The 18,800-nt window shown below is 72.3% G+C and carries 23 protein-coding genes and 2 pseudogenes; 24 read left to right on the top strand and 1 reads right to left on the bottom strand.

The genetic code is table 11. The features are described 5' to 3' along the window. Positions 1-5 precede the first annotated feature (5 nt). The 22 genes and pseudogenes from BS80_RS23220 (at position 6) to BS80_RS39600 (ending at position 17,335) form a co-directional block, all read left to right on the top strand. Positions 6-653, top strand: a complete 648-nt coding sequence (locus tag BS80_RS23220) for a hypothetical protein (protein WP_051966946.1) — start codon at positions 6-8, stop codon at positions 651-653. A 42-nt stretch (positions 654-695) separates the two neighbouring features. Further along, entirely contained in the window at positions 696-1,340 is a 645-nt protein-coding gene (locus BS80_RS23215) for a hypothetical protein (protein ID WP_035800249.1), read from the top strand. A 95-nt stretch (positions 1,341-1,435) separates the two neighbouring features. Then, a pseudogene (locus BS80_RS23205) lies at positions 1,436-3,227 on the top strand (type IV secretory system conjugative DNA transfer family protein). An 89-nt stretch (positions 3,228-3,316) separates the two neighbouring features. Next, the gene (locus BS80_RS41000) at positions 3,317-3,715 is read left to right on the top strand and encodes a hypothetical protein (RefSeq protein WP_198045585.1); all 399 of its coding nucleotides are present in this window, start codon (positions 3,317-3,319) and stop codon (positions 3,713-3,715) included. A gap of 137 nt (positions 3,716-3,852) precedes the next feature. After that, positions 3,853-4,719, top strand: coding sequence for an adenine nucleotide alpha hydrolase family protein (locus BS80_RS23200; RefSeq protein ID WP_035802562.1), 867 nt, complete (start codon positions 3,853-3,855; stop codon positions 4,717-4,719). A 28-nt stretch (positions 4,720-4,747) separates the two neighbouring features. After that, positions 4,748-4,981 (top strand): hypothetical protein, encoded by a 234-nt coding sequence (locus BS80_RS39610; protein WP_035800240.1) that lies wholly within the window; start codon positions 4,748-4,750, stop codon positions 4,979-4,981. After that, positions 4,981-6,177: a DnaB-like helicase N-terminal domain-containing protein gene (locus BS80_RS23190; RefSeq protein WP_051966945.1), complete on the top strand. Its 1,197-nt coding sequence runs from the start codon at positions 4,981-4,983 to the stop codon at positions 6,175-6,177. Before BS80_RS39610 ends, BS80_RS23190 begins: the two co-directional genes overlap by 1 nt. Next, on the top strand, positions 6,174-6,788 hold the full coding sequence (locus BS80_RS23185) for a hypothetical protein (protein ID WP_157536515.1): 615 nt from the start codon (positions 6,174-6,176) through the stop codon (positions 6,786-6,788). Before BS80_RS23190 ends, BS80_RS23185 begins: the two co-directional genes overlap by 4 nt. Then, positions 6,785-6,976, top strand: a pseudogene (locus BS80_RS43005) (DNA cytosine methyltransferase); the annotation flags it as partial. The gene BS80_RS23185 and the pseudogene BS80_RS43005, both read left to right, overlap by 4 nt. Then, positions 6,969-7,982 carry a DNA cytosine methyltransferase gene (locus BS80_RS39605; RefSeq protein ID WP_232246582.1) on the top strand — a complete coding sequence of 338 codons (1,014 nt, stop codon included), beginning with the start codon at positions 6,969-6,971 and terminating at the stop codon, positions 7,980-7,982. The pseudogene BS80_RS43005 and the gene BS80_RS39605, both read left to right, overlap by 8 nt. 158 nt (positions 7,983-8,140) lie before the next feature. Continuing rightward, positions 8,141-9,352, top strand: a complete 1,212-nt coding sequence (locus BS80_RS23170) for an MFS transporter (protein WP_051966944.1) — start codon at positions 8,141-8,143, stop codon at positions 9,350-9,352. A 28-nt stretch (positions 9,353-9,380) separates the two neighbouring features. Continuing rightward, a complete protein-coding gene (locus BS80_RS23165; protein WP_063772037.1) occupies positions 9,381-10,085 on the top strand; it encodes an HAD family hydrolase in 705 nt (234 codons plus the stop codon). Positions 10,086-10,228: 143 nt separating this feature from the next. Further along, positions 10,229-10,819: a DUF4913 domain-containing protein gene (locus tag BS80_RS23160; protein ID WP_035800234.1), complete on the top strand. Its 591-nt coding sequence runs from the start codon at positions 10,229-10,231 to the stop codon at positions 10,817-10,819. Next, positions 10,816-11,556, top strand: a complete 741-nt coding sequence (locus BS80_RS23155; RefSeq protein ID WP_051966943.1) for a hypothetical protein — start codon at positions 10,816-10,818, stop codon at positions 11,554-11,556. The genes BS80_RS23160 and BS80_RS23155 overlap by 4 nt, the downstream gene beginning before the upstream one ends. Next, positions 11,553-12,071 (top strand): hypothetical protein, encoded by a 519-nt coding sequence (locus BS80_RS23150; RefSeq protein ID WP_063772036.1) that lies wholly within the window; start codon positions 11,553-11,555, stop codon positions 12,069-12,071. Before BS80_RS23155 ends, BS80_RS23150 begins: the two co-directional genes overlap by 4 nt. Beyond that, positions 12,071-12,730 (top strand): hypothetical protein, encoded by a 660-nt coding sequence (locus tag BS80_RS23145; RefSeq protein WP_035800233.1) that lies wholly within the window; start codon positions 12,071-12,073, stop codon positions 12,728-12,730. Before BS80_RS23150 ends, BS80_RS23145 begins: the two co-directional genes overlap by 1 nt. Continuing rightward, on the top strand, positions 12,727-13,125 hold the full coding sequence (locus BS80_RS23140; RefSeq protein ID WP_051966942.1) for a hypothetical protein: 399 nt from the start codon (positions 12,727-12,729) through the stop codon (positions 13,123-13,125). Before BS80_RS23145 ends, BS80_RS23140 begins: the two co-directional genes overlap by 4 nt. 14 nt (positions 13,126-13,139) lie before the next feature. Then, positions 13,140-13,955 carry a winged helix-turn-helix transcriptional regulator gene (locus BS80_RS23135; RefSeq protein WP_035800232.1) on the top strand — a complete coding sequence of 272 codons (816 nt, stop codon included), beginning with the start codon at positions 13,140-13,142 and terminating at the stop codon, positions 13,953-13,955. A 114-nt stretch (positions 13,956-14,069) separates the two neighbouring features. Then, entirely contained in the window at positions 14,070-14,861 is a 792-nt protein-coding gene (locus BS80_RS23130) for a DUF317 domain-containing protein (RefSeq protein ID WP_035800231.1), read from the top strand. A 17-nt stretch (positions 14,862-14,878) separates the two neighbouring features. Then, positions 14,879-15,727, top strand: coding sequence for a DUF317 domain-containing protein (locus tag BS80_RS23125; RefSeq protein ID WP_051966941.1), 849 nt, complete (start codon positions 14,879-14,881; stop codon positions 15,725-15,727). Positions 15,728-15,746: 19 nt separating this feature from the next. Continuing rightward, the gene (locus tag BS80_RS23120; protein WP_035800229.1) at positions 15,747-16,595 is read left to right on the top strand and encodes a DUF317 domain-containing protein; all 849 of its coding nucleotides are present in this window, start codon (positions 15,747-15,749) and stop codon (positions 16,593-16,595) included. Then, entirely contained in the window at positions 16,592-17,335 is a 744-nt protein-coding gene (locus BS80_RS39600) for a helix-turn-helix domain-containing protein (RefSeq protein ID WP_157536512.1), read from the top strand. Before BS80_RS23120 ends, BS80_RS39600 begins: the two co-directional genes overlap by 4 nt. Positions 17,336-17,344: 9 nt before the next feature. Here the strand turns inward: BS80_RS39600 and BS80_RS23110 are convergent, their stop codons facing one another. Beyond that, entirely contained in the window at positions 17,345-17,608 is a 264-nt protein-coding gene (locus BS80_RS23110; protein ID WP_232246581.1) for a hypothetical protein, read from the bottom strand. A 196-nt stretch (positions 17,609-17,804) separates the two neighbouring features. On the opposite strand from BS80_RS23110, the gene BS80_RS23105 reads away from it, so the two are divergent. Together BS80_RS23105 and BS80_RS23100 are read left to right on the top strand one after the other, a co-directional pair. Next, the gene (locus BS80_RS23105) at positions 17,805-18,152 is read left to right on the top strand and encodes a DUF317 domain-containing protein (protein WP_035800225.1); all 348 of its coding nucleotides are present in this window, start codon (positions 17,805-17,807) and stop codon (positions 18,150-18,152) included. Positions 18,153-18,196: 44 nt separating this feature from the next. Continuing rightward, the gene (locus tag BS80_RS23100) at positions 18,197-18,664 is read left to right on the top strand and encodes a hypothetical protein (protein ID WP_035800223.1); all 468 of its coding nucleotides are present in this window, start codon (positions 18,197-18,199) and stop codon (positions 18,662-18,664) included. The last annotated feature ends 136 nt before the right edge of the window (positions 18,665-18,800 follow it).

Genomic DNA, 18,800 nt, shown 5'->3' with positions numbered 1-18,800 from the left:
GCGCGATGCCTGAGCACTACCCGTCGATCGGTGAGGCGATCGGGGCCGCGATGCGGCACAACATCCGCCTCGCGCACGGACCGGATCCCGACCCGCCCCTCCAGGTCCGGTACTTCCCTCCGCCCGCCGCCGACCCCTACTCGATGCCGGGCATGATCTCCCGGCTCGAAGTGACGGCCGGCCCGCAGGACGTCGCCGGGATCGTCGAGGAGACGACCAGCGCCCTCGTCGGTCCGCTGCCGCAGCTCACCGAGCTGGTCGCCGCGTCCGCCGACTGGGCCAGGGCCCGGCTCGACTTCGACGCGCCGCACAGCAACCCCGCCTTCGAGGTGTGGACCCGACTGGCCTCCGCCCACCGGATGCTGTCCCAGGTCCAAGAGGATCTGGAGGCCGCTGTCGACGGCATCGCCTCGCTTCCCGAGGAAGTGAGCGCCTCCCGGAACCACGACTTCGTCCAGGTCCTGCGGACCCGGGAACTGCTGCACGACGTGATGGGGGCCGGCCGTCCCGCGAACGACCCCGAGGCGAAGCGGCGGCAGGCCGCCATCGCCGGATCGCCCAATTCCCCCGCCCCGTCCGGCGTCCGACCCACTGCACCGGCCGCAGCGCCTTCCCCCCACGTCGGCGGGCAGACTCCCGGCCGCACTCGCTGAGTCCTACCCGACTCCCGACCCCCTTCCGAACAGGAAAGCTCCATGTACTCCGCACTCACCCCCGCACCCGTGGTCACGTTCACGCGGGACTCCCAGGGCAACATCACTGCCGACGCCGACTTCAACCCCGGCCTGGTCGCCGAACTCCTCGCCCATGCCGGCTTCACCGGCGACGCCGACATCCCCTACGAATTCCCTTCCCTTCCCGCCGATCTGGGGCTCGAACCGACACGCCAGGCGCTCGCCTACGCCAACCACATGCTCAGCGCCGCCCGGTACGTGACGACGATGCCGCCCGAGCTGAAGACGATCCACGGCCACGCCGAGCGGTTCACCTACCGGCTCAGCCCTACCGAGTCCCTCGAAGCCGATATCGAGGAGCTCTCCGACTCCCTGTACCGCTGCGAGGACGTTGCCGACATTGCGCGCATCGCCGACACGATCTTCAACGAGGGCGAGGGCGTCCTGGTCGCCGTCGAGAACTTCGCGCGGACCGCCGCGCACAAGCTGGCCGCCTTCGACACCGAGGAGGCCGGAGCCATCGCCGACCAGTTCCTCAGCATCTCCCGGCGTCTGGACACCATCACCTCGGTCTACGGCTTCATCGGCGAGAACCTCCTCGACCTCCACGACAACGTGTCCGCCGACCAGCCGTCCGCTGTCCCGCCTCCGGCCGCCACCAGCTGAAACGTTCCCTCTAGATCCGCAAGGAGCAGGCCCGTGAACCGTACGAGAGCCGAGCGCGCCCCGCCCCTGCCCGCTCGCACACACCAGGAACTCCCTTGCCTGCCCCGCGTACCAGCGCGCCGTCGACCACGTCCGGGTCCGACGCGCTCCTCTACCTCCTCTTCGGCGTCCTCGGCGCCGCCCTGGCTTTCGGCTCCCTCGCCTGGGTGACCGGCAACCTCGCCAACTACTTCGTCGGCAGCGGCCCGTGGGCCCCGTTCCGGGCCACCGACGCCCTGCTCCACCCCGACGTGCTGTGGCCGCACCTGAGCGCCACCGCACTGCTGGTCGGCGCCCGCGTCATCCCCGGCCTGCTCACCATCGTCCTGACGATCACGGGCCTGGTGCTGTGGATGCGCTGGCGCGGCGGCGCGAAGACCGGACTCGCCCGCAAGGCCGACCTCGCCCCGCTGCTGGACAAGGAAGTCACCGCGAAGGCCCGCAGCCTGCGCCCGAGCCTGAACGACCGGGAGTGTAAAAGAGGTCGAGCCGAACGACCGGGGCATCCTGGTCGGCACGCTCTCCCCCGGCAAGGCCGAGGTCCGTGCTTCCTGGGAGGACGTCCTCGTCGCGATCATGGCGCCGCGCTCCGGTAAGACCTCCGGACTGGCGATCCCGGCGATTCTCGCCGCACCCGGTCCTGTCCTGCTCACCTCGAACAAGGCGGCGAACGACGCCTACACCACCACGGTGGACGCCCGGTCGAAGGTGGGCACCGTCTGGACGCTCGATCCGCAGCAGATCGCCCATCACCCCCGCGAGATGTGGTGGGACATCTTGGCGGACGCCCGCGACCTCGCCGGCGCGAAGCGACTCGCTGGGCATTTCGTCACCGCGTCCGTGGACGAGTCCAGCGGCTCGGACTTCTGGTCGACCGCGGCGAGCAACACGCTCGGCGCCCTCTTCCTCGCCGCCTCCAGCCACCGCCGCCCGATCACTGACGTCCTTGCCTGGTTGGCCTCTCCGGCCGACCGCACCCCGGTCGACCTCCTCGCCGATGCCGGCCACCACGCCGTCTCCGCCCAGCTCCAGGGCACTGTCTCCGGCGCGACGGAGACCAGGGACGGCATCTACGAAACGGCCAGGCAGTACGCCAGCTGCCTGCTGGACCCGGAGATCGCCGCGTGGGTCACCCCGACGCCTGGCCTGCCGGAGTTCAAGCCGTTCGACTTCGCCACCTCCCGCGACACCTTGTACCTGCTGAGCAAGGACGGCGGGGGCAGCGCCAGCGCGATCATCGCGGCGGCAGCCGACGCGGTGATGCGGGCGGCCGTGATCGTCGCAGAGCGCTCCGGCGGACGCCTCGACCCGCCCGCGCTGTGCGTCCTCGACGAGGCCGCCAACGTCTGCCGCATCAGCGACCTCCCGGACCTCTACTCCCACCTTGGCAGCCGGGGCGTCATCCCGATGACCATCCTGCAGAGCTACCGGCAGGGCCAGCGCTGCTGGGGAGAGGCCGGCATGGACGCCCTCTGGTCCGCCGCCACCGTCAAGGTGATCGGCAGCGGCATCGACGACGCCGACTTCGCGGACAAGCTGTCCCGACAGATCGGCGAGCACGACGTCCAGACCACCTCGGTGTCGACGAGCGACGGCGGCAAGTCCACCTCCGTGTCGATGCGCACCGAGCGCATCCTGCCGCCGGACGCCATCCGCGCGCTGCCCAAGGGCAAGATCCTTCTGTTCGCCACCGGCATGCGGGTGGCGATGCTCGACCTCAAGCCCTGGTACAAGGAGCGCTCCGCCAAGGAGATCGGCCCGGCTTCATCGCGCGCCACCAAGGCCATCACCGAGCGCGCCCTCGCCAAGGCCACCGCTGACCGCGACAACTTCGGGCTGGCGTCGTGAGCACCCGGCGCACCACCAGCCGGTGGCCCGACCGCCTGTCCAAGGACACGGAGCCCGATCCTGCGTTCGCCGGGCCGAGTTGGCGCCACGTGCGACGCGGCACATGGGTCTACCAGAACGCCCCCGGGGCTGCCCGTGTGCAAGCGGGCCTGCTGGACGACGGGAGCTGGTCCCTGGACCTGTGGTCAGCACAGAACAGGCTGCTCGCCCGCGGCTCGGCCACCGCCAACGAGGTCGGCGCACTCGCACCAGCACTCGCCGCCAACGCCGCCCGCTGGGCACCGCCGTCGGGCCGTGAAGCCTCGCAGCGTCGCTTCGCCGAAACCGCCGAAGCACTGCGCAACGGCAGCCGGTCCGCACCGGACGAGGCCAGGGTCCACGCGGCCACCGCCGCCTCGCCCAGCGGCGCCCTCCCCGGACGATCTCCCGCCCCGACCGTTCCACGGCCGCCCGCACGCCCGGCGCCACCATCCGCCGCCCGCCGCTGACCCTCCCCTCCCTCACCGAAGGTCCTCCCCCGATGCCCGTCACCACCCCGCCTCCCGCCAACGGCCTCCGGGTGTCCGCACCCGACGAGCCCGCGCTTCGAGTGCTCTCGCTCGGGGCCGGAGTCCAGAGTTCTGTCCTGCTGCTCCTGGCCGCCGAGGGCCACCTGCCCGGTCTCGACCTGGCGGTCTTCGCCGACACCGGCTGGGAGCCCCGAGCCGTCTACAAGCACCTCGACCGGCTTGAGCGGGAGATCGCCGGACCGGCCGGGATCCCGATCCTGCGGGTCTCCTCCGGCAACATCCGCGACGACGCCCTCGACCCGGCCAAGCGCTTCGCCTCGATGCCGCTGCACATCCTCAACCCCGATGGCGGCGAGGGCATGTCACGTAGGCAGTGCACGGGTCAGTACAAGATCCGGCCGATCAAGGAGAAGGTCCGGGAGCTGCTCGGCTACCCGCACCCGCAGCGGATCCCGCCCGGGGTGTTCGTCGAGCAGTGGATCGGCATCAGCGTCGACGAGTTCCACCGGGCGAAGGACGCCGACGTCGCCTACATGAAGAACCGTTTCCCCCTGATCGAGCAGGGCTTCTCCCGCTCGGACTGCCTGCGGCTGCTGCGCTCGCGGGGCTTCGGATCGACCCCGAAGAGCAGCTGCCTGGGGTGCCCGTACCACGGCAATGCCCAGTGGCGGGCACTGCGGGACGGTTCGCCCGAGGAGTGGAAGGACGTCGTCGCTTTCGACCACGCGATCCGGGCGGGCAACGCCAGGGCGACCGCCGAGGGCTCCCCACTGCTCGGCCAGGCATACCTGCACCGCAGCCGCCGCCCGCTCGACGAGGCACCGGTCGACCGAGTCACCGCGCATGAGTGGTCGGGCCGCCAGGGCGACATCTTCGACGCCATCGCCGACGCCGAGCTGGAGAACGGCGAGGCCGACGGCTGCTCCCCGTGGTCCTGCCGGTCTGGTGCTCCCGCAGTAGGCGACCTCGCGCTCGCTGCTTAAACCCCCCTGTCGAGTCCTGGAGTTGACCATGTTCGAAAGCACTTCTTCGTCTCGTGTCCCCCGCTCCGAGCGGCTGGCCGGCTCTCCGGTCGTCCGTAGGGGCGGCCAGTGGTGGCTCGTCACCAGTACCGGGTCGATCCTGGCAACCGACCCGAGTTTCACCGGTGAACTGGACCGCTTCGCCGCCGCCATGGCCGCCGCCGACCGCGAGGTCGCCCGGATCCAAGACGAGCGGGCAGCGGCCCGGAAGGAGGGCCCGTGATGGACGCCCTGCTCAAGGGCGAGCAGGCCGTCCTCGGCGCGGTCCTGCTCGACCCGGCCCAGCTCGACAGGCTGTCCTGGCTGACGCCGGCCGACTTCTACCGACCGGCCCACCAGGCCCTCTTCGCCGCGATGCGGACGATCAACGCCAAGGAGCGGCCTACCCGGGAGGCGGACGGCACGGTGCCGATGTCCTGGCTGACGGGAACCGTCACCGAGGCCGGCCACCACGTGCGCGGGCTGAGCGCCTCGTACGCGCACACCCTGATCGCCGCGTGCCCGCGTCCGAAGAACGCGCCGGTCTACGGCCGGATGGTGCTCGAAGGCGCCATCCACCGGACGGTGACGGAGCACGCTGTTCGCCTCGAACACGTCGCCCGGGTCGATGCCGAGCAGCAGCAGGTCGACGGCGTGTTGCACCACGCCGACGTCCTGGCGGGTGTGCTCGGCGATCTCGCCCGCCGCTGGGGCACCGAGCCCCGGCCACTCGCTCCGGCACCCACCGCTGCGGGACTCGCGCAGGCGACGCCGTCGCCCGTCACACCCGCGCAGGCCGAGGACGAGCAGTTCCTGCTGGCCGTCCTCGTCAGCCAGCCCGCGGCGATGGCCGAGGTCTACGACTGGCTGCGGCCTGGCGACTTCGCCGAGCCCGGCAACGGCCAGGTCTACCGGTGTCTGGGGGCCCTCCACCACCGGGGCGAGCCGATCGACGAGGTCACCGCCCTGTGGGAGATCCAGCGGCGCGGCCTGCTGACCAACGGCACCCTCTCGCACGAGCAGCTCGACAGCGTCTTCGGCGGGCCGGGAGCAGGCTCGGCCGAGTGGCTGGGCGACCGGGTCATCCGCTCCTCGGTCGTCCGCACCGCCGCCGGGGCCGCCAGCACGATCAGGTCCTTGGCCGAGAACGAGGCCATGGCACCCGGCCGTCTCATCGGCCAGGCCCTGCATGCCCTCGGCCCGCTCGACGAGGTGCGCGCCCGCTGGCGCACGACCAGCGCGCACCCTTCTCCAGGCACCGATAAGGCCGGCCCGGCGGAACCCTCCGATCCTGCGGCCCGGGTGCACGCGGCGCTGGCCCGCAGCTCCCCACGGCCAGCGACCGCGAAGGCCGCCCCGTCGACAGCTCCCCTTGCCTGGTCGGGCACCGCACCACACCGCCGCACTTCTCCCTCCTTCCACCCGCGGAGCACCCCGTGAACAGCCCTATGTCGGCGACCCTGCTGCTACACGCCACAGCAACGGCACTCGACGCCCAGCGTGACAAGTTGCCCAAGGTGCACGCCCCGTTCCGCCTGCCCGACCCCATCGCTGTGGGCCGCCAGATCACCGAACTCGGCGGCTCCATCGTCGAGATGGGCGACGAGTACCTGTTCCGCGCAGAGGTGTCCGCACCACAGGAGCACACCGTGCTCGCGGCCGAGGCGTTCGCCAACGCGATCGGCAGCGTCGCCCAGGCGGCCTCCGCCCTCGGCACGGTCGCCCAGCAGCTCGCCTTCGTCGCCCACACGGCCAGCAAGCGCGGTGAGCCTGCGTACGAGAACGCCCACACGATCGCCGGCGAGACCGTCGAGTTCGCCGTCGAGACGGCACGCGACGACCTCGCCGAGGCGGCCAAGACTCTTCGAACGGCGGCCTCTGCCATCTCCCCGCCGTCGGTCCAGCTCAGGCAGGCCGCCCTCGCCCGCTCTCCGGCTCCCTCGCCCTCCGGGGCGCCGCCGACCGCGACCACCGCAGCCCCGGTCTCCGCCCCGGCCGTCCACCAGGCAGCCCCCGTCGCGGCCTCGGCCACCATACGAGGCCGGCGATGACGGTCTCGATACCGCAGTTCCCGCCCGGACCGCTGATCGGGAGTCTGTGCAGCGGGTACGGCGGGCTCGACCTCGGCGTCCAGAGCGTGCTCGGCGGCCAGCTCGCCTGGCACGCCGAGATCGAGCCCGGCCCGTCCGCGATCCTGGCCAGGCACTGGCCCGGCGTGCCGAACCTCGGTGATGTCACGGCGGTGGACTGGGCGAACGTTCCGCGGGTCGGGGTCCTCACAGCCGGTTTCCCCTGTCAAAGACGTCTCGGTCGCGGGCCGTCGAGTCGGCCTCAACTCGCAGACCCGATCAGGGCTTTGGCTGCACGTTGCCCGCGCGGTCGAAGTCCTCCGCCCCTGCCTCCTGGTGGTCGAGAATGTACGAGGACTCCTCACCTCCCCAGGTTCCGCTGGCGACCTGGAACCCTGCCCGTGGTGTTTGGGAGACGACGCAACCCTCCCTCCTCTGCGGGCACTTGGCGCCGTACTCGGCACCCTGGCCCAGCTCCGGTACGACGCGCGGTGGATCGTTCTTCGCGCCTCCGACGTCGGAGCCCCCCACCACCGGGCCCGGGTCTTCCTCACTGCCTGGCCCGCCGACCACGGTGCTGAAGACGCCGACCAGCAACATCGCCAAGAACGGCGGCAGCCAGCACCCGGCCAAGCGCAAGAGCGGCGGCCACGGCCCGAACTTGGCCGACGAGGTGGAGTGGCTTTTGCCGACGCCGAAGGCCAGCGACGGGATCAAGGGGTCGCCGAACCAGCGGCACGGGAACGGGGACCTGACCCTTCCTTCGGCAGCCGCCTCTTTGCTGCCGACACCGAGGGCCTCCGACACGGGCACCCCAGGGCGGCGGCCTGGGAAGGGCTGGCGACCGCCGCTGTCGGCGGTGGTCCTGCCGCTCTGGGCGAACCCGCCGTCGGAGCAGACCATGGACGGTGGGGACAGTACGCCTCCGCCATCGCCCGATGGGAGACCCTCACCCGCCCCGCGCCGCCGGCCACCGACGAAGGCGGACGGCTGCGGGCCGAGTTCGTGGAATGGATGCAAGGGCTTCCGGCCGGCTGGGTGACCGCCACCCCCGGGCTCGGCCGACCCGCGCAGCTCACCGCTCTCGGCAATGGCGTTGTCCCGCAACAGGCTGCCAGGGCTCTGGAGTTGCTGGGGCCACCGATGTCCCACTGCCCGATGTGCCGGGTTCGGTAGGGGCTTCTACCTGCTTTTCCCGGCCGTACCAAATCGCGGATTCTCCGGACTCTTCTCCCGGCAGCCGCACGAACCGAGAGGGCTGCCATGCCTGCGCATGCCCCGGCCCGCCGGGCACCCGCCCGCGCGCCGCCGACCGCACGACCGAAGGACTCCCCTTGAGCACCACCCCCGCCGTCTCCGGCCGGGCCCAGGACAGCAGCTACCGGGCTGTCCTGGGCGCCCCGCACGTCGCCCGCCTCCTCGCAGGCACCCTGATCGGACGCCTGCCCACCGGCATGGCCCCGGTCGCGATCCTGCTGCTGGTGCGAGCCGAGCACGGCTCGCTCGCCCTGGCCGGACTACTCGGTGCGCTGTACGGCTTGGCCGCCGCGATCGGCCAGCCGATGCTCGGCCGCCTGGTCGACCGCTACGGCCAGACCGTGGTCCTCTACACCGCAGCCCCGGCCGCGAGCGCGGCCTTCCTGCTGTTTCCGTGCACCGGCCCGACCCGGCACCCGGTGCTCGGCGCGCTGACCGTCCTGGTGGCCGGCCTCGCGACTCCGCCGCTGGAGGCCGGCCTTAGGGCGCTGTGGCCGCACGTCCTTCCCGACCCTGACCGCCAGCGTGCCGCGCTTGCGCTCGACAGCAGCACGCAGGGCCTGGTGTTCGTGGTCGGCCCACTGCTGGCAACCGGCTTCGCTGCCGGCGCCGGAGCCCCTACTGCACTGGCGGCGACCGCGGCGCTCGGCCTGCTCGGCACCGGCCTGGTGATCACGAGTAAGCCCTCCGCAAGGTGGAGGCCGGACACCACGGCCGAGCGGGCAGACCGTTTGGGGCCGCTTCGTGTGCCGGGTCTGCGGGTCCTGTTCGCCGCTCTCACCGGGACCGGCGTCGCCCTGGGCGCAGTGAACGTGCTCGCCCTCGCCTCTGCCGAGCGCCACCACGCCGGATGGCTGTCCGGAGTGATGCCCGCCGCGATGTCCGTCGGCAGCATGCTCGGCGGCCTGGCCTACGGCCGCCGAGCATGGCCCGGCGCCCCGGCCCGGCACCTGGTGGCCGCCTCGATCGGCTTCGCCGCCGGGTGGATGGTGCTGCTGCCCGACCCGGTGCCCGCCATCGCCGCGCTCGGCGCCGTCCTGCCCGGCACCTTCCTCGCCCCGCTGCTGACCGCGAGCTTCCTGACCGTCGACCGCCTCGCTCCCGACGCCGAATCGACCGAGGCGTTCGCCTGGCTCATCGCCTGCATCGGCGTCGGCCAGGCCGCCGGCACCGGCCTCGCCTCCCTCGCCAGCACTGGCGGCCCGCTGCTCGTCGCCCTCGTCCCGCTCGCCGGGGCCAGCGCCGCGCTCTGGCTGCTCCGCCGCTTCAACCACCTGCTCTCCGCCTGACCATCCCGCTCCAGCCGAAAGAACCACCATGAACACCACTACCCCCACAACTCCCTTCCCCACCACGCACGTTGTGTGGGACTGGAACGGCACGGTCAAGGACGACCTCGACGACCACGTCAACGCCCTGAACGCAACGCTGCCCGCCCTCGGCGGCGACCTCGTCGACCGCGAGACCTACCGGGCCAAGCACACCGTGCCGATCCCGAACTTCTACGCTCGGCTGCTCGGGCGCGAGATCACCGAGCAGGAGTGGCTGGACAGCGACGGCGCATTCCTGGAGCACCTCCGCACCCAGCCCGTCCGGGTCCGCGACGGCGCCGTCGAGCTGATGACAGCGCTGCACGAGGCCGGCCACACGCAGTCGCTGCTGTCCCTCTGCCCGCACGACACCCTGCTGGCCGAGGTGAACGAGGCCGGGATCGGGCACCTCTTCGACCGCATCGACGGACGTACCGGTGCGTCCGGGGGCACGAAGGCGGCCCCGCTGGCCGCCCACCTCGACGCTCTCGGCCTCGCCGACCAGGGCCACCGCGTGCTGCTGGTCGGCGACGCCCTCGACGACGCCGACGCCGCCCACGCCAACGGCGCGCACGCGGTCCTCCACACCGGCGGCCTCCACCACCCCGCCAAGCTCGCCGCCGCCGGCCACCCCCTGGCGGACACCCTCGCTGACGCCGTCGCCCTCGGGTCGCAGCTCGTCGCCCGGACCGCCCAACCGGTCTGCTCCTAGCACGAATTGGCAGCCGTACCAAACCGCCGAATCCGCGGATCCTCTTCCCACCCGCACCCCTGGAGCACGCCCTTGACCCGCCGCAGAAGACCGTCTTCGGCTTCCCCCGCGTCCCCTGCCCGCCCGAACCACCTGGATGTGCCATGTCCGACGCCACGACCACGGGCTCCCCCGAGCCCGAGCCGATCCGCATTCCCGACGAGGACCTCGACGACCTCGCCAGCACCCTCGCACGGACCATCGCCGAGGTCCGCCAGCACGGCGTCCTCCTCGACCGCCTCGGTGCTGAGCCCGACCTGAGCACCGCCCTCGGCGACGATGAGCCGGAGGCGGGCTCCGCCGAGGCCGAAGCCGACGGACCGGCGTCGGTGTTCATCCTGGCCATGGGCGGCGCGGAGTACGCCGCCGAGCTGGCCGCCCTCGGCAACTGGGTCACCCACGTGCTCCTGCCGACCTATGGACGGGAGATCGGCTCGACCCGGCCCTGGTGCGCGCGCTGGTACGAGCACCAGGAGGCCGTCGCCCGCCTCCACGGGCTCTGGCTCGCGTGGCAACAGCTGACCGACACCGAGGCCGGCCTCACGGGCCCGTCGACCTGGCACCGTGACCATCTCGACCACACGCTCCTCCAGCTCCGTGCCCCGGACGGACCGTTCGCCGCGTGCACCACCAGCCCGGCCCGGCCCAACCACCGCGTGCTGACCACGCCCGATCAGCTGGGGCTCGCCGCATGAAGGCCGTCGACTTCCGGCTCGACGGCCTGGAGCCCGCCGACGAGCACACCGGCGAACTGTACGACTCCACCTGGGTCGGCGACTTCAAGACGATCTCCCAGCACGACGTGGGAGAGCGCAGCTTCATCGTCGCCTTCGACGCCTCGGCCACCTGGGGCTACCCCAACATGCCCAGCATCGTCTCCTTCGATGTCGTTCGCGACAGCGGCCAGGCCACGTTCAGCATGCACCGCTCGGAGCACGCAACGTTCGCGTTCGCGCAGCGCTGGCTCGTCAACCGCGGCTGCCCTCCGGACGCGCTCGCCCCGATCATCGACGTCCCCAGGGCCGCCGACGAGCTGACTATCCAGGTCGAGGACCGCATCCGGCGCTCGGGCGAGCGACTTGAGGTCGTCGACTACCAGGTCATCGACGGATCCGATGTTGAGGGCTGGAGCATCGCCGTCGACCGCCAGGACAAGGACCTGCCCGTCCGGCTGTTCCTGGAGACGCTCCAGCCCGACCAGTACACCTACACGGTGCACGAAGGGGCGTTCGCCGACCACGCCGCCGCCGACAACTGGCTGGAGCAGCGCTCCAGCCCGCTGCCCAAGGCGCCCGAGTACCGCATAGACGCGGAGGCCCTGCGGACCAGCGCAGCGCTCTCCCGCTCCGCTCCGCTCTGCCCGACAGGCCCCGCCCCGGCCGCGCCTGCTACCCCCGTCAACCCCCCGCAGTCCCTCGGAAGGTCACTGTGAGCCGCGCCAAGTTCGCCTTCGCCGCGCACCCCGACGCCATCGCCGACCTGCGCCAACTGCCCGAGCCCATCAGGGACCAGGCACTGCTGCACCTCCAGGACCTGGTGCACGGCGAGCGTGTCGCCAGCCGCCTCGACGGACGCCTGGAGGGCTGCCACAAGGTCGTCCTCGGGGCTGGCGGCGACTGGGCCACCCACCGCCTGGTCGTGCAGTTCCGTGAGGCACCGCCCACGTCGAAGCACTCCCGCGAGGTCTACCTCGTCGCCGCCGGCCCGCGTCTCGACTACGCGGTCTACCGCTCCGCCCAGAACCGGCTGGGTCGCACCGGGCTCACCGTCAACCCGGGCATGGCCCCGGCCCAGGAGGCCAGCGTCCGGGCGGCTCAGGAGGCGCGGGTCCGGGCAGCCCGTGCGCGCTCCGCGCGTCCCCCGCAGACCCGCGGCCCCGCTGGCACCGCGTACACGACCGCCTCGCCCGGCTTCGCCCCCACCACCACTGCCCGAAAGGCCCGATGATGACCACCGACACCACGCCCACCCGCTCCGCCCTCGCCGGTTGGCTCACCGCCGCCGCCCAGGACGTCGCCGGAATCCTCACCGCCGAATACCCCACCCCGGCCACCCGCTCTTACCTCCACCCGGTCCTGGGGCCGCTCGCCGCCGGGCCCCGCGTCGTCGAGGAGCTGAACTTCCGGCTGGAGGACCTGCTCGACGAACCGCTGCCGGCCACCCCCGTCGGCCTGTTCGCCCTTGCCTCCTACGCCTCCGCGCTGGGCTGGCTGACCGAGTCTCTCGCAGAGCTCACCACCGCCGTGGACGCGATCTGCACCCGCGCAGGCATCCCCGCGCTGGTGCCCGGAACGGAGGCCGTCCCCGACCTGAAGGAGGACGAGGAGGGCTTCGACTACTCCTTCAGCGCCCTGGAACTGGCCGCCATCCGCACCGCCGCCGACGCCGCCGGAATGACGCCCAGCGCCTACGTCGAGGTTCTCGCCGACGCCCTGCGGGCCGCAGCCGCGATCACCGACGCCTGCATGGAGATCAGCAGCGGCCTGATCGAGGACGCCCAGTACATCGTCGACGAGGCCGCCAGCGATGTCCGGATCGGCGACGGTCCCGGCAGCCTCCCCACCCTGGTCCGCTCCCTGCTGACCCGCATGGAGGCCACCGAGTGAACCCCCACGACCCGTTCGCCAGTGAGCCGAACAAGCTCCTGGCCTCAGAGGCACTTGAGGCTGTCGACCGCGGTGGCCTGCGGATCTGCCGAGACATTCTGTACCACTTCAACTACCTGGCCAACGCCAGCGGCAAGGGCACGGCGGTCCGGGCGGAGACCATCGAGGAGCTGATCGCAGACGGCCTCCTCGTCGCCGACACCAGTGTGCCCCTGGACCGTTCGGGGCGTCTGCTCTCGCTCACGCCGACTGGCGAGGCAGCCCTGGAAGCCTCGCGCACCGGCGACCAGAGGGCAGCCGCCGCACTCTCCCGCAGCACCACGCCCGACCCATCCGACGCGCCCGTGCTGCCCCCTGCGGCACCTCGCGCCACCCGTGCGTCCCGCATCCACTGACCCGGAGTATCGACATGCCCACCAACACCGCCACCGTGACTGCCCGGTATGACGCGCAGCGCGTCGAAGACGCCCTGCGTCAGCTCGCTCCGAAGTGGACCACCGGAATCGTCCACACCATCGCCAAGTACGGCCCGGAGATGCGGGTTCGCGACCTCGCGCCGTACCTCCCGTCAGTCGGTGCGCCCTTCATGAGCAAGCGGCTGGCCACCATGCACGAGGCCGGCCTTCTCCGGCGGGACGCCGAGTTCGACCGGACCGCGCCCTACCGCCTCAGCCAGCGGGCACTCACCCTCGGCCCCGTGTACCGGTCCTTGGTGCAGTGGTCGTCGGAGCACGTCGACCGGAGCCCCCAGGGGAGGTCCGAGCGGATCGAGGACGCGCTGAGTCGCCTGCAGCCGCGCCACACCACCACGGTCGTCCAACTGCTGGCCGAGCACGGGAGCCTGCGCTTCACCCATCTCGCCGAGGCCGCCGACGTCTACGAGGCGCTGCTCGTTCCCCGGCTCGCCCGGCTCCAGGAGGACGGCCTAGTCACGCGGACCGGCACCCGACACGGCGACCCGTACACCCTCACCGAGGCCGGACAGGCACTCGGGCCGGTCTACACCTCCGTCCAGCGCTGGGAGGAGCGCCACACGGTGGCACCGACTGGTCCGGTGCCGACCGCTGTTCGCACCCTCGCCGGTCCGGCTCTCGGCAGCGACGGCTTCCGCACCGCAGCGGCGCTCCGCCGAAGCGCGGTGCCGGCCGCGCTGTTCAGCCACTCCGCCCAGCCCCAGCCCCGCACCGCTACCCCGTCCGCCGCCAGCCCGTCCCGCAGCCGGTGATCGCCGTGATCCACCGGCGCAGACATGCCCGCCACGTCTGCCATGGGCCCGGCCGCCGTAGGGCCGACTCGTTCGGCGGCTGGGCCCGCTCCCCGCCAGTGCAAGGAACCACCGGTGCGCTCCACAGTCCCTCTACTTGTCCAGCCGCTTCGACTTGCCGGTCCCGGCGACCCTCTGCTGGCCGTAACCCCGCTGGCAGATGTCCACGGTTGGTCCCGCGACCACGCGCCTGACGGGGCCGCCCGTCTCACCAGCCCGTGCCGAACCGCCGTCCTCACCGGCGAAGGGCCCACCGGCCAGCCCGGGGCCTGGACCGTACGCGGGTACGCCAGTCCCGGCTCCGAACCCCTGTGGCGGGCCAGCTTCGGCCCCGGCACCCCCGCCGAGATCACCGCCGCGTTCGTCACCGTCCTCGCCGACGGCCTGCGAACCCAGCACCGCGACTACCTGCGCGGAGGCCGGCAGTACCACCCCGACACCCCTGCCTCCGTCCTGGCCGACCGCGGCTGGCGGCCTGACCAAGCTCCCAAGGGGTTCCACGACCAGGTCGCGCCGGACCACACCGCCGTCTACCGGCACCGCGTCGGATACCAGTCCCACGACGTCGAGGTCGCCGGCCTTGCCCCGCCGTCGTGGAGCATGCTCGCCGGCGATCCGATACACCCGTCGTGGCGCGCGGACTTCACGATCGGCGTGCCGTTCTATCCGCTCGTGCACGCGGCCCGCGCCTTCAGCGACACGGCGCCCGTGCAGCGGCTCGTCGGCGACATACCGACCCGCCACCTGGCCCTCGTGACCGTACGGCGCCCTTCCCGGAGCACCCTCACCCGCCCGATGCCGCCGGCCTGGCCCGGTCCTTCCACACCGCCCGCTTCCCGGCCCGCGCCCGCAGCGCGGCGCCGCTGACCCCAGGGGCCTCTTCCATGCCGAACATCACCGCCCCGGCGCGCGAGTACCAGATCGCGCCCCGCTTCCTCGCCGACTCCACCCACACCGGCGACCCCGGCCTGGTCCCCCTGCTCGACGCGGGCTGGGCCCTGAGCCGCGACGACCTGGGCAACGTCTTCGTCGCCTCGCCCGACCACACCATCCGCACCGGGTTCCTCCCCGAAAGCGAGCGCGGCGACCTGTGGATGATCAACGCCCACCCCGACGCCTTTGCACCGCCCGACTGGCAGGTCACTCTCGACCTGTCCGCCCCACCCGAGATCGTCGGCGAATTCACCACTGCCCTGGCCTCTGCCTACTCTGCGGCGCCGAACTCCGTGCGGGAAGGTGCCGGCGGCGGCTTCGACGTGACGGACCGTCTCCTCGGCGAGAACGGCTGGCGTCTGGAGGCCGAGCGGGCGACGGCCGTCTTCCGCTCGCCCGACGGGCTCGTGGCACTCCACCGGCGGCTCGGCTACCTGGACCCCGAGGCCGAGATGGCCGGCGACACAGAGCGCTGGCTGTTCGAAGTCGGTCCGCCCAGCCACCGCTGGTACGCCACCGCCACCACCAACCTCCCCGACCACCTCCTGGACACCCTCACCACCGCTGTCACCAACCCGGCCCCGGTCCAGCGGTACCTGCGCAAGCAGGAACTGGCGAGCCTGCCCTCGCAGGCAACCGCTACGCCGACCGCGCCGAGCCCGCTGGAGGTCGCGCGCATCCGAGCGGCCACCGCCCGCTCCGCCCCCGCACCGAGCGCGAACGCCTCGGTGCTCGCCTACTCCACCACGACCCGGCCCGCGGCACTCCCGGTGCCCGCGCTCGCCGGCCGTGCCCGCTGACCCGGCGCGAGGACCCGACATGCCCAACACGCCCGAGCAGCCGCGCCACTACCGGATTGCCCCGCGCTACCTCGCGAACTCGGACTCCGACGGCTCCGAAGCCGTCCAGCCGCTGCTCGACGCCGGGTGGGCTCGCAGCCGTGATCAGGAGGGGAACACCTTCGTCGCCTCACCGGACCTGCGCGCCCGCCTGGCACACCTTCCAGAGGCCGACGGCCCGGTGTTGTGGAAGATCAGTGCGGGCCCGGACGCCTTCGCGCCGCCGGAGTGGCTGGTCACCTTCGACTACCAGGCCCCGCCCGAGGTCGTCGCGGACTTCACCACCGCATTCGCCGACGCCTACGCCAGCGGCCCCAGCGCCTACCTCGACCACGGCGGACGAACCGTCGGCGTCGAGACGTGCCTGGGGCTCCTCGCCGACGAGTGGAGCTTGGACCCGACCACCCCGTTCCTCACCTACCGGTCGCCGGACCGCTTCGTCCGGCTCCACGTCCGGGACAAGCCCCTGGAACACGAAGCCGAGATGACCGGCGCCACCGAACGGTGGCTGTTCGAGGCCGGGGCGCCCGGCCAGGTCTGGTACGCCACGGCCTCCTCCCGCCTGCCCGAGCACCTCCTCCAGGCGCTGACCACCGCCGTCAGCGACCCGGCGCCGGTCCACCGGTCCATGCGGCGCATCGACCTGGAGCACCTCGCCGCCGGGGCCACCGCAACACCGGCCACACCGACCCCGCTGGAGTTCGCGCGCATCAGCGCCGCCACCTCCCGCTCGACCTCCGCCTCCTCCACCAGCCGGACCCCACCGACCCCGCCTCCCGCTCCAGTCGGTGCGGGCACCGCCGCAACTCCCCGAAGGAGCCGACCTTGAGCAAGCCCCTGCACGACCAACCCCTCAGCCCCGCCGAGGCCACCCTCCTGCGCTACCTCACGCAGGGCTACACCATCGCCGAAGTCGCTCGGCGCCAGGGAACCCACGCCGCGACCCTTCACAGCCGCGCCGCCAGAGCCCGCCGGAAGCTGGGCGCCCGTACCAACGACCACGCCGTCCAGCTCTACGCCGCACAGCAGGCCGCCCATGCCGCCACCTCACTCGCTCCCACCGCGCAAGCCCCACTGGAGAACACCGTGTCCGACCCGACCGCCCTCGACCATGCCGATGCCCTGATCGAGAAAGCCTGGGCCCGGCCGATCGCCGAACTGGAGAAGGCATCGGTCCGCCAGCCCGTCGAGGACCCCCTGCTCCGAGCCGTCATGCACACCAGGAGCCACCTTGCCGTGGTCTCCAACTCCGCCGCCGTGCACCAGGACCGCCTCCACGCGCTCACGCGGCCCGGCCACGTGCCGGCCTTCTACGACCTCGACCGGATCACCTCTGCGGCCAGCTCGCTGCGGACCGCGTACGCCGAGAGCAACACCGCCCTGAGTGCGATCATCCACCTCGTCGAAGCCCGCGAGTACGCGCTCAAGGCCGACGGTGGCCCGGACGCCGAGCGGGTCCGGGCCGCGACCGCCCGCACCGCGCCCTCCCGGCCGCTGGGACTGCCCGCCGACCGGCCCGCCCCGCAGGCACCCGCCGCTCGTGCGCCGGCTCCCGCGGCTCACCGTTAGGACCCGAGGTCAGTCCTCGGCCCGGTCGCGGTGGGTGCTGGGGTCGGCGGCACCCACCGCGCGAGCCAGCTCCTCCACAGTCAGCTCGACCCGCTGGCCGTCCCGCAGCCGGGCTCGGACCGTCTGGTCGTTCGACCGCCCGGCTCGGTCCGCCGTGGGCACAGCCCACTGGCCGTCAGCGATCATCACGAGGTCGCCCATCGTCCACGGCCGTCCCGCGCTGCGGATCTTGTTCTCCAGTGCCGCCATGTCGCGGCCTCTGCTCGGCTCCACTGCCGTTCTCCCCCTCTGGGCCCGTGTACGGCCGCGCGCCGTAACTCTCCTTCAGCACCCGGCACCGGCGATCCATTCCCGCCGCTTCGCCCACGGCAGACCGAACTGATCCCGGAAATGACTACGAACTTCGGCATGGCGCATGTCAAAGTTCTCATGTCGCCGAAACCGCAGGTCAACGAAGGGACCAGCCCCCGTGAACGCGCCCAGCAGCCTCCTGCCCGCCACCGTCCGCCCCGCCGTCGAGGACCGTTCCTGGCTCGCCTCCGACCACTGCGCGGAGCCCGTGCTCGCGCTTCTCGTCGGGCTCGGCTGGCCGACCGTCGACACCCCGGAGGCGAACGTGCACTGCACCAGCCCGGACGGGCGCGTCTACGTCGGCTGGCTGCCCGAAGACCCGGGTGCCTGGCAGCGGGGCATCGTCTGGCGCGTCCAGGTCCGCCCGGCCGACGCCGAGCCGTGGACCCAGGAGTTCGGCATCGATACCCCGGCCGAGGCCGTCGCCGGGTTCCTCACCGCACTCATCGCCACCCACGCCCGCTGACCTCCCCCACTCGTAGCATCCAACCAGCCCCAGGAGAAGCCGCGTTGACCTTCGTTCGAAGCATCGAGTCCGCTCTCACCGACAAACTGCCCGTCAGCGAGAGCCCGGTCGCCGGACGCGCGATCTACCAGACTCTCCGGCAGCGCGGCCTCGCCTTCGAGCCTGTCCACACTGGTGGGGGCTACTTCGCCCTGTCCCTGCTCGTACCCGGCGGCGAACTCCTGATCACCGACGACGACGGCCAGATCGCGCGCCCCGCCGAGGACCACCACGCCTGGCTCGCCTGCTTCTACCCAGCGGCGACATCGCCCTTCGACCCCGACGAGGACGACGTCGTGGACGTCTACGTCGGCGATGGCAGCCTCTCCTTCGAGGACGACTGCAGTGCCTGCGCCGACTCGGTCGCCCGCTGGCTCGCCGACCACCAGGCCAGCGCCACGTCCGGGCCGCTCGCCGTCGGTCTCGACACCACGGCCGACGTCACCAGCGCCTCCCTCGTCCTGGCCAGCTGAGCCACACCACCAGCAAGACACTGCACCGCCCGGATGCCCGGCCCCCGCCGGGCATCCGCCCAGCCGCCGGATCCTCCCTCGGCCGTCACCAGCAGCTCCCGTCTTCGGGCATACCGCAACCACCGAAAGGGCCTCC

The sequence above is a fragment of the Kitasatospora mediocidica KCTC 9733 genome (genome assembly GCF_000744225.1).
Classification (GTDB): domain Bacteria; phylum Actinomycetota; class Actinomycetes; order Streptomycetales; family Streptomycetaceae; genus Kitasatospora; species Kitasatospora mediocidica.
This window is presented reverse-complemented; position numbering and strand designations above follow the sequence as displayed.

Excerpts from the sequence above, each read along its gene's own strand:
- BS80_RS23220 (WP_051966946.1), top strand. The coding sequence starts at position 6 with ATGCCTGAGCACTACCCGTCGATCGGTGAGGCGATCGGGGCCGCGATG.
- BS80_RS23215 (WP_035800249.1), top strand. The coding sequence starts at position 696 with ATGTACTCCGCACTCACCCCCGCACCCGTGGTCACGTTCACGCGGGAC.
- BS80_RS39610 (WP_035800240.1), top strand. The coding sequence starts at position 4,748 with ATGTTCGAAAGCACTTCTTCGTCTCGTGTCCCCCGCTCCGAGCGGCTG.
- BS80_RS23190 (WP_051966945.1), top strand. The coding sequence starts at position 4,981 with ATGGACGCCCTGCTCAAGGGCGAGCAGGCCGTCCTCGGCGCGGTCCTG.
- BS80_RS39605 (WP_232246582.1), top strand. The coding sequence starts at position 6,969 with ATGTCACGGCGGTGGACTGGGCGAACGTTCCGCGGGTCGGGGTCCTCA.
- BS80_RS23165 (WP_063772037.1), top strand. The coding sequence starts at position 9,381 with ATGAACACCACTACCCCCACAACTCCCTTCCCCACCACGCACGTTGTG.
- BS80_RS23160 (WP_035800234.1), top strand. The coding sequence starts at position 10,229 with ATGTCCGACGCCACGACCACGGGCTCCCCCGAGCCCGAGCCGATCCGC.
- BS80_RS23155 (WP_051966943.1), top strand. The coding sequence starts at position 10,816 with ATGAAGGCCGTCGACTTCCGGCTCGACGGCCTGGAGCCCGCCGACGAG.
- BS80_RS23145 (WP_035800233.1), top strand. The coding sequence starts at position 12,071 with ATGACCACCGACACCACGCCCACCCGCTCCGCCCTCGCCGGTTGGCTC.
- BS80_RS23135 (WP_035800232.1), top strand. The coding sequence starts at position 13,140 with ATGCCCACCAACACCGCCACCGTGACTGCCCGGTATGACGCGCAGCGC.
- BS80_RS23125 (WP_051966941.1), top strand. The coding sequence starts at position 14,879 with ATGCCGAACATCACCGCCCCGGCGCGCGAGTACCAGATCGCGCCCCGC.
- BS80_RS23120 (WP_035800229.1), top strand. The coding sequence starts at position 15,747 with ATGCCCAACACGCCCGAGCAGCCGCGCCACTACCGGATTGCCCCGCGC.